Annotated in this window: 12 protein-coding genes; 8 read left to right on the top strand and 4 right to left on the bottom strand. The window is 57.8% G+C overall.

Features of this window, described 5'->3' with window-relative positions:
* Positions 1–38 precede the first annotated feature (38 nt).
* The 4 genes from ACYZT8_RS14045 to ACYZT8_RS14030 all read left to right on the top strand — a co-directional run bounded on the left by ACYZT8_RS14045 (position 39) and on the right by ACYZT8_RS14030 (position 4356).
* Positions 39–1469 carry a heme utilization protein gene (locus ACYZT8_RS14045; RefSeq protein ID WP_461981997.1) on the top strand — a complete coding sequence of 477 codons (1431 nt, stop codon included), beginning with the start codon at positions 39–41 and terminating at the stop codon, positions 1467–1469.
* A 61-nt stretch (positions 1470–1530) separates the two neighbouring features.
* Positions 1531–2211, top strand: a complete 681-nt coding sequence (locus tag ACYZT8_RS14040; protein WP_461981995.1) for a C39 family peptidase — start codon at positions 1531–1533, stop codon at positions 2209–2211.
* A gap of 32 nt (positions 2212–2243) precedes the next feature.
* The gene (locus tag ACYZT8_RS14035; protein ID WP_461981993.1) at positions 2244–3029 is read left to right on the top strand and encodes a hypothetical protein; all 786 of its coding nucleotides are present in this window, start codon (positions 2244–2246) and stop codon (positions 3027–3029) included.
* A gap of 46 nt (positions 3030–3075) precedes the next feature.
* Positions 3076–4356, top strand: a complete 1281-nt coding sequence (locus ACYZT8_RS14030; protein WP_461981991.1) for a coiled-coil domain-containing protein — start codon at positions 3076–3078, stop codon at positions 4354–4356.
* Between the two features lie 166 nt (positions 4357–4522).
* On the opposite strand, the gene ACYZT8_RS14025 is transcribed toward ACYZT8_RS14030, so the two are convergent.
* The gene (locus ACYZT8_RS14025) at positions 4523–5848 is read right to left on the bottom strand and encodes a sigma-54 dependent transcriptional regulator (protein ID WP_461981989.1); all 1326 of its coding nucleotides are present in this window, start codon (positions 5846–5848) and stop codon (positions 4523–4525) included.
* A gap of 343 nt (positions 5849–6191) precedes the next feature.
* On the opposite strand from ACYZT8_RS14025, the gene ACYZT8_RS14020 reads away from it, so the two are divergent.
* The 3 genes from ACYZT8_RS14020 to nhaB all read left to right on the top strand — a co-directional run bounded on the left by ACYZT8_RS14020 (position 6192) and on the right by nhaB (position 9604).
* Entirely contained in the window at positions 6192–6458 is a 267-nt protein-coding gene (locus ACYZT8_RS14020; protein WP_461981987.1) for a hypothetical protein, read from the top strand.
* 276 nt (positions 6459–6734) lie between these two features.
* On the top strand, positions 6735–8048 hold the full coding sequence (locus ACYZT8_RS14015) for an NHL repeat-containing protein (protein ID WP_461981985.1): 1314 nt from the start codon (positions 6735–6737) through the stop codon (positions 8046–8048).
* Positions 8049–8101: 53 nt separating this feature from the next.
* Positions 8102–9604 (top strand): sodium/proton antiporter NhaB, encoded by a 1503-nt coding sequence (gene nhaB, locus ACYZT8_RS14010; RefSeq protein ID WP_461981983.1) that lies wholly within the window; start codon positions 8102–8104, stop codon positions 9602–9604.
* A gap of 103 nt (positions 9605–9707) precedes the next feature.
* Here nhaB and ACYZT8_RS14005 read toward each other — a convergent pair whose 3' ends face one another.
* The 3 genes from ACYZT8_RS14005 to gnd are packed head-to-tail and all read right to left on the bottom strand — an operon-like array spanning position 9708 to position 13035.
* Positions 9708–10538: an HAD family hydrolase gene (locus tag ACYZT8_RS14005; protein WP_461981981.1), complete on the bottom strand. Its 831-nt coding sequence runs from the start codon at positions 10536–10538 to the stop codon at positions 9708–9710.
* Complete coding sequence (gene zwf, locus ACYZT8_RS14000; RefSeq protein WP_461981979.1) at positions 10535–12058, bottom strand: glucose-6-phosphate dehydrogenase; 1524 nt, start codon at positions 12056–12058, stop codon at positions 10535–10537. Before zwf ends, ACYZT8_RS14005 begins: the two co-directional genes overlap by 4 nt.
* Positions 12055–13035: a phosphogluconate dehydrogenase (NAD(+)-dependent, decarboxylating) gene (gene gnd, locus ACYZT8_RS13995; protein WP_461981977.1), complete on the bottom strand. Its 981-nt coding sequence runs from the start codon at positions 13033–13035 to the stop codon at positions 12055–12057. The genes zwf and gnd overlap by 4 nt, the downstream gene beginning before the upstream one ends.
* A 270-nt stretch (positions 13036–13305) precedes the next feature.
* Between gnd and ACYZT8_RS13990 the strand changes: the two genes are divergently transcribed.
* Positions 13306–13488 carry a DUF6026 family protein gene (locus ACYZT8_RS13990; protein WP_109630878.1) on the top strand — a complete coding sequence of 61 codons (183 nt, stop codon included), beginning with the start codon at positions 13306–13308 and terminating at the stop codon, positions 13486–13488.
* The last annotated feature ends 166 nt before the right edge of the window (positions 13489–13654 follow it).

The raw sequence follows: 13654 nt of genomic DNA, 5'->3' as shown, positions 1-13654 counted from the left end.
AAACAACACTTAACCTAAAATAAGTACGGAGAATCACCATGAAACCTTCGATGGCAATAAAGCCTCTGGTATTCGCAATTGCTGCGGTCATGGCTGTTGCTGTACAAGCTGGGGAGCGTGGCAACCACAATGGGGGCCACCACAATGGGGGCCACCACAACGGTGGTCATCACACCCCTCCTCCAACAAAGATCCCTGTTTACGCGACTGCCAATGCTTGGGATAACCAAAGCAGTACCAACAACCGCATCCGTAACGAAGGGACTGTCAACGAAGCCGAGATGACCAGCTCTGCCACAGGCACCAGTGGCAACGTTGGTGTCAACGTGGCTGCAGGTAATGGCAACCAACAAGATAACGCGGCCGCCATTGCAAACGCTGCAGCTGCAGCCACCGATAACAGCTTCGTGTTCGGCACTGCCTCCGCTACCGCTAGCGTGCGGCAATACAGCAACAATAACCGGGTCGACAACTACGGCAGCACATCTTCTGCCGTCATGAGTGGATCGGGTAATAGCGGTAGCGGCAACATGGGCATCAACATTGCTGGCGGCGACCTGAACCAGCAGAAAAACACCATGGCAATTGCCAATACCAATGCTCCACTCGGTAACGCAACAGCCACCGCCTCTGCCGATCAAAACGGTCCTGGCCTGGTTGTGAACAACAACGCCGATCGGACTTATCGTGTGGATACGATCACCGTTACCAATACGGCGAGCGGCAGTTTCTCCAAAGATAAGTCGTTTGAAGCGAGCGGCAGTCAAAGCGCTTCTTCGAGCTGGAATAAAGCCGGTTCCAAAAGCTATGACGCCAGCGGTTCAAAAAGTGTTGATATAAGCGGTTCCAGCAGCAGTAATGCAAGCGGTTCCAACAGCAGTAATGCCAGCGGTTCCAACAGCAGCAGTGCAAGCGGTTCTTCGAGCGCTTCTTTGAGTGCTTCCTTGAGCGCTACGCTGGACGCTGCTGCGGCGGCTTCCCACTCCACTACCGTCAACAATGGCTGGGGCGATCGCACCCGCAGCAGTTCTTCCGACGCATCTTTGAACGCATCGCTCGATGCATCGCTTGATGTATCGATAGACAAATCGTATGACAGATCGCACGAATCCTCGTACGACAAATCTCGCGACTCGTCGTATGACAAATCGCGCGATTCCTCGTTCGAAAAATCGTACGACAAGTCGTACACCAAGTCGCGTGACTCTTCGTACGAAAAATCGGGCAGCAAATCGTCCGAGTCTGAGTACGCAAAAGCGAAAGCCTACAGTGAAAGCAGCTCTTATGATTTGAGCAACACCTACTCTTATCAAGTGCTGACTCCAACTGGCTGGGCCAACCCTGTGACCAACACTGCAACCCTGAGCGGTTCGGTGAATGGCGGCAGTGGCAACCTGGGTGTCAACGTGGCTGCCGGTGCGGGCAACCAACAAAGCAACTCGCTGGCCATTTCCAACAACTCGTTCTAATGGCTGTCTCTGGAGGCCCCCTTACGGGGGCCTTTTTCAACACCACCGGGGGCGTCCCACCATGCGAATTATCGCCTTGGCATTTTTGCTTTGCGTGGCCAGTGTGGTCGAGGCTGCACAGATGCCGCTCTCCGTCCTGCCGGGTGGCGCGCTGGTGTACAAGCCGATCCAGAGCGTTCGCGAACGTAAATTTGAGGACCTGGTACAACAGAAAACCGACTTCAGTTGCGGCGCCGCGGCGCTGGCGACCATCTTGCGCCAGGCCTATTGGCTGGACGTGAATGAAGAACAAATCATCGAAGGCATGCTGGCTCACTCCGATCAAGATCTTGTCCGCGTACAGGGCTTCTCCATGCTCGACATGAAGCGTTACGTGGAAAGTATCGGCATGCGGGCCCGTGGCTACCGGGTAGCGCCGGAAACGTTGAGCGAAATCAGAATTCCGGTAGTGGTACTCATGGATATCCGTGGCTACAAACACTTTGTGGTCATGCAAAGAATCCATGACGGCTGGGTCTATATCGGAGATCCGGTACTCGGTCATAAACGTTACAAAGTCGACGATTTTATCAAAGGCTGGAACGGCATCATCTTTGCCGTCATAGGCCAGGGCTACGACAAAACCAATGCATTGCTCGACCCGCCCCTGCCACTGACCGCCAGGAACCGCATCAATGCCTTCAGCCCGGTGCAAGACGCAGAGTTGATGGATTTCGGATTCATCCAAAGCGACTTCTTCTAATGATAAGGAGCATGACGCTCCGGGAGCATCCCATGAAGACTCCAATCTGGCTGGCCGTGGTTTGCCTGGCCGCCAGCCTGCCGACCCAGGCACAGACGTTCAAACCCATTGAACTGAAAGACCAGGAATTGGCAACCCTGCGTGGCCGCTATGTCATGCCGGGACGGATTGTCAGTTTCGGCGTTGTCATGACCAGCACTTGGCAAAACGCCAAGGGTGATGTGATCGGGGCAACGTCCTCGATGAAAATTCAGCAATCGACCATCAAGCCACAGTTCTATGTGTCGATGATCAACGAAAAAGGCACCGACTCAGCGCGCTCGCAAGGCACAGGCGCGAGCACTGGCACGGGCACCGTCACTGGCGGCAGCGGCCTCAACACCACCGAGGGCGTCACTCAAGTGGTGCGTGCTGCCGGCGACAATAATACTGCCTACAACAACGTTGATATCAACGTCTCGAAGGCTAGCCAGGAGACAGTCATGCAACCAACGCAACAACCACAACAAGCGCAACAGCAGGGCCAGGCATTGACCGCAGGCTCGACGTTGGTTGGCAACAATGGCGCCGGGTCGCTGAGCATTTCCTCAACCGGGACTGGTGTGCAACTCAACATCGTGGCCAACAACAATCAGGGCAGTACCGTACAACGCCTGGCCCAGGGTGGGCTGATGCAGAATACGACTTTGCTCGGCAGTAGCAATCAGGTCCGCAACCTCACTTCCTTCAATGTCGTGCTGCGTGACAACGTGCCGACAGCCGGATCGGTGAGCGGCAACCTGGACCAGCTTAAAGGCCTTCGCACTATCGGATTCTGATCTACGCTCAGTCTCATCAGATGTAGTCAGAAGGGACGGCTAACCCATGCACCGATCTTTAACGTTCAGAGCTTTCGTCTGTTTGAGTAGCCTGGCCCCGGCCACTTTGCTATACGCAGCACCGGACCCCCAGGTCGAAATCCTAAAACAAGAACTCATGGAGTTGAAACAGCGTTACGAAGCACAACAGAACGCGCTGATGGTCCTTGAGCAACGCGTTCGCCAAGTCGAAGAAACACCGGCGACACCCGCTCCCAAACGCCTGACCAAATCCCCCGCCGAACCGGCCAGGGGTGGTCAGGCGGTGGCCGCCGGTGCGCCGGGAACCACAGGCAGTTCCTATGGCCAATCGCTCAAGGATGATTCGGAGCCTGCGCAAAGCGTCTCCAACCTGTACGACGAAGCCAGCGGCTTCTTTGGTGGCGGCAAGTTCAGCGTCGAAACCGGCCTGACCTACACGCACTACGATACCCGTGCATTAACGCTCAACGGCTTTCTGGCGCTGGACTCGATTTTTCTCGGCAACATCAACCTCGACCGCATCAAGGCCGACAACTGGACACTGGACCTGACCGCCCGCTACAACGTGGCGCAACGCTGGCAGTTCGACATTAACGTCCCCGTGGTTTATCGCGAATCGACGTATTCCTCCGGTGGCGCCGGAGGCGCAGGTCCGGTGACGTCGGACGCAACCGTTACGCGGGATCCGACCATCGGCGACGTGAACGTCGGCATTGCTTACAAGTTTCTGGACGAGTCGGCAAATCTGCCCGACGCGGTCGTTACACTGCGCGTCAAGGCACCAACCGGTGACGACCCTTACGGCATCAAGCTGATCGAAGACCCGAACAACGACAACCTCGCGGTACCCGAGGACTTGCCTACCGGCAATGGTATATGGTCGATCACCCCGGGGATTTCGCTGGTCAAGACGTTCGACCCGGCCGTACTGTTCGGCAGCCTGTCCTACACCTACAACGTGCAGGACTCTTTCAGCGACATCAGCCCACAGGTCGGCTCCAAGGTGAAAGGGGACGTAAAACTGGGCGATTCCTGGCAGGTCGGCGCCGGCATTGCATTCGCCTTGAACGAGAAGATGAGTATGTCGTTCTCGTTCACCGATCAGTTCGCCCGCAAGAGCAAGATCAGGCCGGACGGTGGCGACTGGCAATCGATCACCAACAGCGATTACAACTCTGCCAACTTCAACATCGGCATGACCCTGGCAGCAACCGATAACTTGACGATCGTTCCCAACCTGGCCATTGGCCTGACCGACGACTCGCCAGACTTTTCCTTCAGCCTGAAATTCCCGTACTACTTCTGATCCACAACAACAAAGCCCCGCTGCGACTTCAATCCCGGCGGGGCTTTTGTGTGTGTGGACCTAAAAAGCTCGCAGCCTCGTTTCACTCGACAGCTGCTACAGGATGAACGCATTCCAATGTAGGAGCTGTCGAGTGAAACGAGGCTGCGAGCTTTTGATCTTGCGTCTAACGGATCTGATGCTTGTGCAACAAACGGTAGAAAGTAGGCCTGGAGATCCCCAGCACCTTGGCGGCGATGCTCAAATTATCGCTATGGCGGTTAAGAACGTCGCACAAGGCCTGGCGTTCAGCGCGGGTCTTGTAGTCTTCCAGCGTGCCCATCGGCGCGGCAATCGTATGCTGGCTGATCAGCCCCAGGTCTCGCGCTTCGATCTGCCGGCCTTCAGCCAGTACCAACCCGCGACGGACCCGGTTGGCCAGCTCGCGAACATTGCCCGGCCAGTCATGTTTACCCATGGCAATCAAGGCGTCATCGCTGAAGCTGCGAGGACGGCGGCCGGTTTCATGGCTGTAGAAATGGGAGAAGTGGTTGGCCAGCATCGATAAGTCACCATGGCGTTCACGCAGTGGCGCAGTGACGACTTGCAGTACGTTCAGGCGGTAGTACAAATCTTCACGAAAGCTTTTTTTCTCGACCGCCGCCTCAAGGTCGACGTGAGTCGCCGCCAATACCCGCACATCCACCGGAATCGGCTGACTGCCGCCGACATGCTCGATGTGTTTCTCCTGCAGGAAGCGAAGCAGATTGGCTTGCAACTCCAGTGGCAGGTCACCGATCTCATCGAGAAACAGTGTGCCGCCGTTCGCCGCTTCGATCCGACCGACCTTGCGTTGGTGGGCACCGGTAAAGGCGCCCTTCTCGTGGCCAAACAGTTCGGACTGGATCAAGTGCTCGGGAATGGCCCCGCAATTGATCGCCACGAACGGTTTGCTGTGACGCTGGGATTGTCGATGGAGCGTGCGAGCGACCAGTTCTTTACCGGTACCGCTTTCGCCCCGGATCAGGACCGGAGATTCGGTGGGCGCCAGTTTGCTGAGTAACTTACGCAGTTCACGAATCGGTTTGCTATCGCCCAACAGCTCGTGCTCAGGCTGATCAATGTGAACGGTACCCTGCCCACGCAGGCGCGCCATGCCGAACGCTCGTCCGAGCGTGACTTGTACCCGGGAGACGTCAAACGGCAAGGTATGGAAGTCAAAAAACCATTCACAAACAAAATCACCGACATTTTGCAGGCGCAGGACTTCCTGGTTGAGGACGGCAATCCACTCGGTACCGCTGCGACTGATTAGTTCTTTGACGGCTTCCGGGCGTTCCAGATGAAAGGGTTGTAATCGCAAGAGGCCAACGTCGCACGTTCGGTCGGCGGCGTTCTCAAGGGAACAGCTGTCAACATCCCAGCCCACAGAGCGCAGACCCGGCAGCAGACGATGGCAGTCGTCACAGGGGTCAACTACTAACAGACGTCGTAACGCAGGCGTTTCGATCATGACTGTTCCTTGACGCCAAACTTTAGGAAATATTATTAAAAACAGTCGTTTGGCGGATCTGGCTGTAACATTAGCAAGAATTTGACGCCCCCTTGTACCGTTTGACTATAGGGACGTCGCGTTATTAGTTATAAGAACGAGTTTGTTAGTTACCTAACGAGTTCCAACCTTTCATTCAGCTTTCAAACACCGCCCCTGCATTGAGTATATGAAAGAAAGTTGAAATTTCTTTTGATTGTGTGTGACCTGACCCCCGGTTGAGGGCATCAGTACAAGTAACCAGCCGAACGGTAAGCCCAACCGACGGCCTGTCACTTGATTGGGCATAAAGAGAGAAGACCCCATGACCGCCCCGCTCCGTATCAACGAAGCTCTTTTGATTGCCGACCGCGCATTCCAACCTTTTCAATGCGTGGCTTGGGCTCCACAAGACGGTAACGGCGAACTCAGCCTCACAGTGATCGACCGTACCAATACCCCTCTGGGCCGCACGAAAATTCCATGCAGTGCCTATACCGATCCTGCGCAACTCCAACACTTTCTTGAAGAGGCTCGTGCCGAACTGAGCCAGGATGGTTACACGCTGCAATCGTGGTCCATGCCGCACTAAGGGACTTTGGCGGATTACTTAAGTGTGATCCGCCCCCTCGCCTTTCTTTAAATGGACTATTTTCGGTCGTCATTTCCCCCCGTATTCCAACTTGCTTGGCACGAAGTACTTGGCAGGCTTGTCAGTGGTTCGAAAAGACACTGTTCTGGCACAAAGCGACCCTCCATCCGTTAGTTGTGACAGTTGTGCAATCGACCATTCAGGGATTGAATGTTTTGCACACGCAGTTGTCCTCCCGCCCCCCGGGTTTCGGTCAGCTCGCAAGGAGATGCGCGCATGCCAAACCAGACTGCTTTTGCCCGACCTGCAGCGCAGTACACGGCCGGCCACCTCGATAAAAGTTTCGCCTCCAGCGGCAAAACCCAAGTGTATTTCGCCGGCAGTACATCGAGCATCGCCAACAGCGTGGCGATCGACTCGAGCGGTCGCGTGCTGGTGGCGGCGAAAGTCGGCACTCGCGACGGCCATTGTTTTGGCCTGGCCCGCTTGCTTGAAGACGGCTCCGCGGACCTGGCATTCGGCACTCACGGCAGCGTCATCGGGCAGTTCCAGCGCGGTTATGAGGCGATGGCGGGCAAGGTCCTTGTGCTGGCCGACGGGAACATCCTGGTCGCCGGCCTGCACTATCAGGACGCTCACCAGACGTTGCCAGCCCTGGCGCTATTCGACTCGCAAGGTCATCCGGTCAGGGATTTTGGCGACAATGGATGCTGCGTCATACGCCTGCCGGGGAATCTGTCGCTGGGCGTGCGCGACGCCTGGCTCCCTCCCGGTGTGCCGGGGGCCGAAGCCTGCGACGTCCAGGTCCAGGCCGATGGTCGAATCCTGCTGCTGGCCAATCACCATTTCGAACTGGCCGATCACGTTGGCCTGCTGATTCGCCTCACCAATAATGGTGAGCTGGACAGCTCTTTCAATGGTCGCGGCTTTGTCATCGTCAGGCATTTGCTGATGAACTCCTGGCTCAGCTGCGTGATGGTGCAGCGGGACGGTCGGATCATGGTGGGCGGATCGATCAATTTCCCTGAAGAAGGCTTGCTGGCGCGCTACCTCCTCGACGGGAGCCTGGATGATAGCTTCGCCGTGGATGGTTTCATGACCTTCAGTGTTCAGGGGCACAGCGCTCAGGTCAGCCAGATCGTCCAGCAGGACAATGGCGATTTGCAGTGTTTTGGCAGCAGCCGCGACCCGATGCATTGCCTGGCGCTGAAACTGCACAGCAACGGTCGCCCGGACACTCATTGCAACGGTGGCCAGCCACACCTGCTGAAAATCGGTCGCAGCGGCTGTCAGTGGACCGCCGCCCAGCTTCAGCCAGACGGCCGGGTGCTGACGGTTGGCGCCACGATTGGCGGAGTCGAAGCCGACTTCCTCCTGGCTCGGTACTTACCTGGCGGACAGCTGGATCCCGGCTTTGCCGAGGGTACCTGCTGGGTTCGTACCCGTCTGGGCCGCAGCCTCGACACTGCCACGTCGGTAGCCGTTCAGGCAGATGGAGGGATTGTCGTAGGTGGTTATTCGCTGGATGGCAACTATCGGGCGGTTGTAGTGCGCTATCTCGGTCAGGACAACAACTTTTCCCACACTTGATCTTCCCTTCGGCTTACGGCAAGTTGCGCGCTTCTTAATACAAGGAGTAGCCGATGTCCGGCTCAATGGCCCACGCCTTCGCGCACAATTTCCTCGGCAATTCACCCCGTTGGTACAAGGCAAGCATCGTTGGCTTCCTGATACTCAACGCCCTGGTGTTGTGGACGGTAGGTCCGGTGGCGGCCGGTTGGCTGCTGGTGTTGGAATTCATCTTCACTCTGGCCATGGCGCTAAAGTGTTATCCGCTAATGCCCGGCGGGTTGTTGCTGGTCGAAGCGCTGCTGCTGAAAATGACCACACCGCAGGCGCTCTATGACGAACTGGTGCACAACTTCCCGGTGATCCTGCTGCTGATGTTCATGGTGGCGGGCATCTACTTCATGAAAGACCTGCTGCTGTTTCTGTTCTCGCGTCTGTTACTGGGGGTTCGTTCAAAGGCCCTGCTCGCCTTGATGTTCTGCTTCCTCTCGGCATTTCTGTCGGCGTTCCTCGATGCCTTGACGGTGACAGCGGTGATCATCAGTGCTGCCGTGGGGTTTTATTCGGTGTATCACCGCGTCGCCTCGGGCAATGATCCACGCCAGGACAGTGAGTTCAGTGATGACCAGCACCTGCCCAAACTGCATCATGACGACCTCGATCAATTTCGTGCGTTCCTGCGCAGCCTGCTGATGCACGGTGCCGTGGGCACGGCGTTGGGCGGTGTTTGCACGCTGGTTGGCGAGCCGCAGAACCTTCTGATCGGCCACGAGATGGGTTGGCACTTTTCTGAGTTTTTCCTGAAAGTCGCGCCCGTTTCATTGCCGGTATTGGTCGCTGGCCTGGTGACCTGCTTCCTGCTGGAGAAACTGCGCTGGTTCGGATACGGCACGCTGCTGCCGGACAACGTGCGCACGGTACTGGCCAATTACGCTGCCGAAGACAACGCCGAACGCACCTCGCGCCAACGCGCAGCCCTGATCGTTCAAGGGTTGGCGGCGCTGATTCTGATTGGCTGCCTGGCGTTCCACGTGGCTGAAGTGGGCCTGATCGGTTTGATGGTGATCGTGCTGATCACCGCCTTCACCGGCATCACCGACGAGCACCGCATCGGCAACGCGTTCAAGGACGCCATGCCGTTCACGGCATTGCTGGTGGTGTTCTTCGCGGTGGTCGCGGTGATCCACGATCAGCAGTTGTTCACGCCGCTGATCCAGTGGGTGCTGGCGCTGCCACCGGATCAGCAGCCGGGCATGTTGTTCATTGCCAACGGTTTGCTGTCGGCCATCAGCGATAACGTGTTTGTAGCGACCATTTACATCACCGAAGTGAAACAGGCGTTCATCTCCGGCCACATGAGCCGTGAGCACTTCGAAACGCTGGCGATTGCGATCAATACCGGCACTAACCTGCCGAGCGTGGCGACACCAAATGGCCAAGCGGCGTTTCTGTTTTTGCTGACGTCGGCGATTGCGCCGCTGATTCGCCTGTCGTATGGAAGGATGGTGTGGATGGCAGTGCCGTATACGGTGGTGATGGGTGTGTTGGGTTGGTATGCCGTGAGTTTTTGGTTGTAACACTGTCCCTGTGGGAGCGGGCTTGCCCGCGATGAGGTCCTGACAGTCAACATCGTGTTGAATGCCGGACAGCTATCGCGGGCAAGCCCGCTCCCACAGGGTTTTAGGTGAGCTGGCGAGGGAGGATGTATTGCTCGATCGCCTGGGCCGCGCCGTCTTCGGTATTGGCGCCTGTCACCACATCGGCCTGGCGCTTCACCGCTTCTTCCGCCTGCCCCATGGCAATCGACAAGCCGGCGCGATGAAACATCGCCGGGTCATTGCCGCCATCGCCCATCGCGGCGGTCTGCTCCAGCGGCACACCGAGAAACTCGGCCAGTGTCGCCAACGCAGTTCCCTTGTTCGCCTGCATCGCCGTCACGTCCAGATACACCGGCTGCGACCGCGAGACCTGTGCCTGGCCCTCCACTTTCGGCAACAACTGCGCTTCCAGTTCGATCAACAGTTGCGTGTTGTGGCTGGTGGCAACGATCTTGTCGATGCGCGTCAGAAACGGCTCGAAACTCTCGACCACCACCGGTGGATAGCCGAGGCCGTGTTGCTCGCGCGGGACCATCGGCCCGTTCGGGTCTTTCAGCAACCAGTCGCCACCACTGAACACCCAGACTTCAACGTCCGGCTGATCGGCAAACAGCGCCAACGCCGTCAGCGCAGCCGTGGCTGGCAAATAATGCGCGACCAACAAACTGCCGTCCGGATTAACGATCGTGCCGCCATTGAATGCCGCCGTCGGCAAATCGACGCCGAGGGCTTCGATCTGCTGCAGCATGGCTTTCGGTGGACGCCCGGTGGCCAGGCTGAACAGCACGCCAGCCTCGCGCAAGGATCGGACTGCTTCAATGGTGCGCTGGCTGAGCGTGTGATCAGGCAGCAGCAACGTGCCGTCCATGTCGCTCAGCAGAAAACGGATGGGTTGTTGCGTGACGTCACTCATCCGAGGCTGTGCCAGACGCGACCGTCGCGGGCCAGCAGCTCATCAGCCGCCTTCGGGCCATTCTCGCCGGCCGGATAAGGTTGCACGCTCGCATCCTGCTGCCAGGCGTCGAGGAATGGCTGCACGGCGCGCCAGCCGTTCTCGATGTTATCGGCTCGCTGAAACAGCGTCTGATCGCCGGTCAGGCAATCGTAGATCAGCGTTTCGTAGCCGGTAGACGGCTGCATTTCAAAGAAATCCTTGTAGGCAAAACCCAACTCGATATTGGCCATTTTCAGGGCCGGCCCGGGCCGCTTGGCCAACAGGTCGAACCACATGCCTTCGTTGGGCTGAATCTGGATCCGCAGGTAGGTCGGTTGCAACTCATCAACCTCGGTATCGCGGAACTGCGCGTACGGCGCAGGCTTGAAGCAAATGACGATCTCGGTGTCGCGCACGCTCATGCGCTTGCCGGTGCGCAGGTAGAACGGCACGCCGACCCAACGCCAGTTGTCGATCATGACTTTGAGCGCGACGTAGGTTTCGGTATTGCTGTCCGGCGCTACGTTGCCTTCCTCGCGATAACCGGCCAAGGGTTTACTGTCGAGTTCGCCGGCTGCGTATTGGCCTCGCACCGAGTTGGCCCGCGCCTCTTCCGTGGTCCACGGACGTATCGCGCCGACCACTTTGGCTTTCTCGCCACGGACCGCATCGGCGCCAAAGGCAGCCGGCGGTTCCATCGCCACCATCGCCAGCAACTGGAACAGGTGATTGGGCACCATGTCTCGCAGGGCGCCGGTGTGCTCATAAAAACTGCCACGGGTTTCCACGCCGACGGTTTCGGCGGCGGTGATCTGCACGTGGTCGATGTAATGGTTGTTCCAGAACGCTTCGAACAGGCTGTTGGAGAACCGGCTGATCAGAATGTTCTGAACGGTTTCCTTGCCCAGGTAGTGATCGATCCGGTAGATCTGATTTTCCGACATCACCTTGAGCAAACACGCGTTCAACGCTTCAGCGGTGTGCAGATCGGAGCCGAACGGTTTTTCGATCACCACCCTTCTGAAGGCTTCGGGCGTCTCTTGCAGCAAGCCGGCGGCACCGAGGCGGCGCACCACTTCACTGAAGAAACGGGGCGCGGTGGCCAGGTAGAACACCGCGTTGCCCGTGCCACTGGCGGCGATTTTCGCCGCCAGCGCTTGATAAGTGCTGTCGTCCAGGAAGTCGCCCTGGACGTAGCTGATGCCTTTGGCCAGTTTGGCCCACAGCGCCGGGTCAAGGGCTTCATCGCCCTTGCCGACTTTGGTGGCCGCTTCGGTCCGAATGAAATCTTCGAGCTTCTGCGCAAAGGCTTCGTCACTGATGGCGTTGTGGTCAACGCCGATGATCCGCAGTCCATCGCCAAGCAGACCGTCGCGACTCAGGTTGTACAGCGCCGGCATCAGCAAGCGCTTGACCAGGTCTCCATGGGCACCGAACAGAAACAGCGTGGTCGGTGGTGCAGGTTCTGCCTTGGATTTATTGCGGATCAGACGCGTCATTTTTTCGAAGTCTCCACATGGCCGCCGAAGCCGAAGCGCTGGGCCGAAAGGATCTTGTCACCAAAGGTGCCTTGGCCGCGTGAGCGGTAGCGGGAGAACAGCGAGTTCGACAGCACCGGTACGGGCACCGATTGCTCCATGGCGGCTTCGATAGTCCAGCGACCTTCACCGCTGTCAGCCACCGAGCCGGAGTAACCGTCGAGTTTCGGATCGCTGGCCAGTGCGTCGGCGGTCAGATCGAGCAACCAGGACGACACGACGCTGCCACGGCGCCAGACTTCGGCGATGTCGCCAACGTTCAGATCAAAACGCTGATCTTCCGGCAGGTTGGTGCTGGCCTTGGTCTTGAGGATGTCGAAGCCTTCGGCGAAGGCCTGCATCATTCCGTATTCGATGCCGTTATGGATCATCTTCACGAAATGGCCAGAGCCTGCGGGACCGGCGTGGATGTAACCGCGCTCGGCGCGATCGTCTTCCGACTTGCGGTCCTTGGTGCGGGGGATGTCGCCCATGCCCGGTGCCAGGCTGTCGAACAGCGGATCAAGGCGTTTCACCACCTCGGCTTCGCCGCCGATCATCATGCAGTAACCGCGCTCCAGGCCCCAGACGCCGCCGGAGGTGCCGACGTCGATGTAGTGCAGGCCTTTCTCCGACAGGGTTCTAGCCCGGCGGATGTCGTCCTTATAGTAGGTGTTGCCGCCGTCGATGATGGTGTCGCCGGCTTCGAGCAAGGTGCTCAGGGTGTCAATGGTGTCTTCGGTCGGCGCGCCGGCCGGCAGCATGACCCACACCGCACGTGGCTTGGCCAGGCCTGCGACCAGCGCCGGCAGGTCGATGACGCCCTTGGCGCCTTCTGCGGCCAGGTTGTCGACGAAGGCGGTATTACGGTCGTAAACAACGGTGGTATGCCCGTTGAGCATCAGGCGACGCGCAATATTTCCGCCCATGCGGCCCAGTCCAATAATCCCGAGTTGCATGTGCTGATGCTCCCTACTACAAATAAAGTGTGTCAAAGGTTATAGCCCAACGCGACTAATGTGGGTTAGTCCAGAGCGCTGGCGTGAAGTTTCCGGGCATTGTGCCCGATCCTGACTGATAACGTCAGAAATCGAACTTAAGACACAACGACCATGAAAAATAAAAAAGTTCCCTTCAGGGACAAAAGAAATCAAAATCGGCGCCGATAGTAAATAAGCACCGATGTCGGGGCGGATTTACAGTTGAGACAGCCATTTGCGAGGTGAGCAATGGGCACAGTACAAGCAGCACGGCCAGCACAAACCCTTTACGTTACGATCCGTCGTGATGAATTGCGCCAGTTGAAAGAAGAGCGCGACCTGTTGAAGCAGGAGCTCGCGCAGCTGCGCTTACTCACACAAAGCTCTTCGGCTCAGCCCTTGCCCGTCACTCAGCGCGCTCCCCACGCCTGATCCCCTCGCTTGATTCGGAAACAGCCCTCTGCTGTTTCCGACACCGCCTCCCTGCCTTGCCGTTTGCGGCAACTCACAAAGTTTTCACATCGACCTGTTGATACTCCGGCTCATTATGGCCGCTCGGTATCCGCGCGGCCTCCGTTCGTCGGCAACATGGAAGGCT

It is taken from the genome of Pseudomonas sp. LB3P93 (assembly GCF_054898025.1).
Note: the sequence above shows the minus strand (reverse complement) of the source record. Positions and strands in the feature narration are given on the sequence as shown.

Coding starts and splice junctions, on each gene's coding strand:
- ACYZT8_RS14030 (WP_461981991.1), top strand. CDS start 3,076: ATGCACCGATCTTTAACGTTCAGAGCTTTCGTCTGTTTGAGTAGCCTG.
- ACYZT8_RS14025 (WP_461981989.1), bottom strand. CDS start 5,848: ATGATCGAAACGCCTGCGTTACGACGTCTGTTAGTAGTTGACCCCTGT.
- ACYZT8_RS13990 (WP_109630878.1), top strand. CDS start 13,306: ATGGGCACAGTACAAGCAGCACGGCCAGCACAAACCCTTTACGTTACG.
- ACYZT8_RS14045 (WP_461981997.1), top strand. CDS start 39: ATGAAACCTTCGATGGCAATAAAGCCTCTGGTATTCGCAATTGCTGCG.
- ACYZT8_RS14035 (WP_461981993.1), top strand. CDS start 2,244: ATGAAGACTCCAATCTGGCTGGCCGTGGTTTGCCTGGCCGCCAGCCTG.
- ACYZT8_RS14005 (WP_461981981.1), bottom strand. CDS start 10,538: ATGAGTGACGTCACGCAACAACCCATCCGTTTTCTGCTGAGCGACATG.
- ACYZT8_RS14015 (WP_461981985.1), top strand. CDS start 6,735: ATGCCAAACCAGACTGCTTTTGCCCGACCTGCAGCGCAGTACACGGCC.
- ACYZT8_RS14040 (WP_461981995.1), top strand. CDS start 1,531: ATGCGAATTATCGCCTTGGCATTTTTGCTTTGCGTGGCCAGTGTGGTC.
- ACYZT8_RS14020 (WP_461981987.1), top strand. CDS start 6,192: ATGACCGCCCCGCTCCGTATCAACGAAGCTCTTTTGATTGCCGACCGC.
- nhaB (WP_461981983.1), top strand. CDS start 8,102: ATGTCCGGCTCAATGGCCCACGCCTTCGCGCACAATTTCCTCGGCAAT.
- gnd (WP_461981977.1), bottom strand. CDS start 13,035: ATGCAACTCGGGATTATTGGACTGGGCCGCATGGGCGGAAATATTGCG.
- zwf (WP_461981979.1), bottom strand. CDS start 12,058: ATGACGCGTCTGATCCGCAATAAATCCAAGGCAGAACCTGCACCACCG.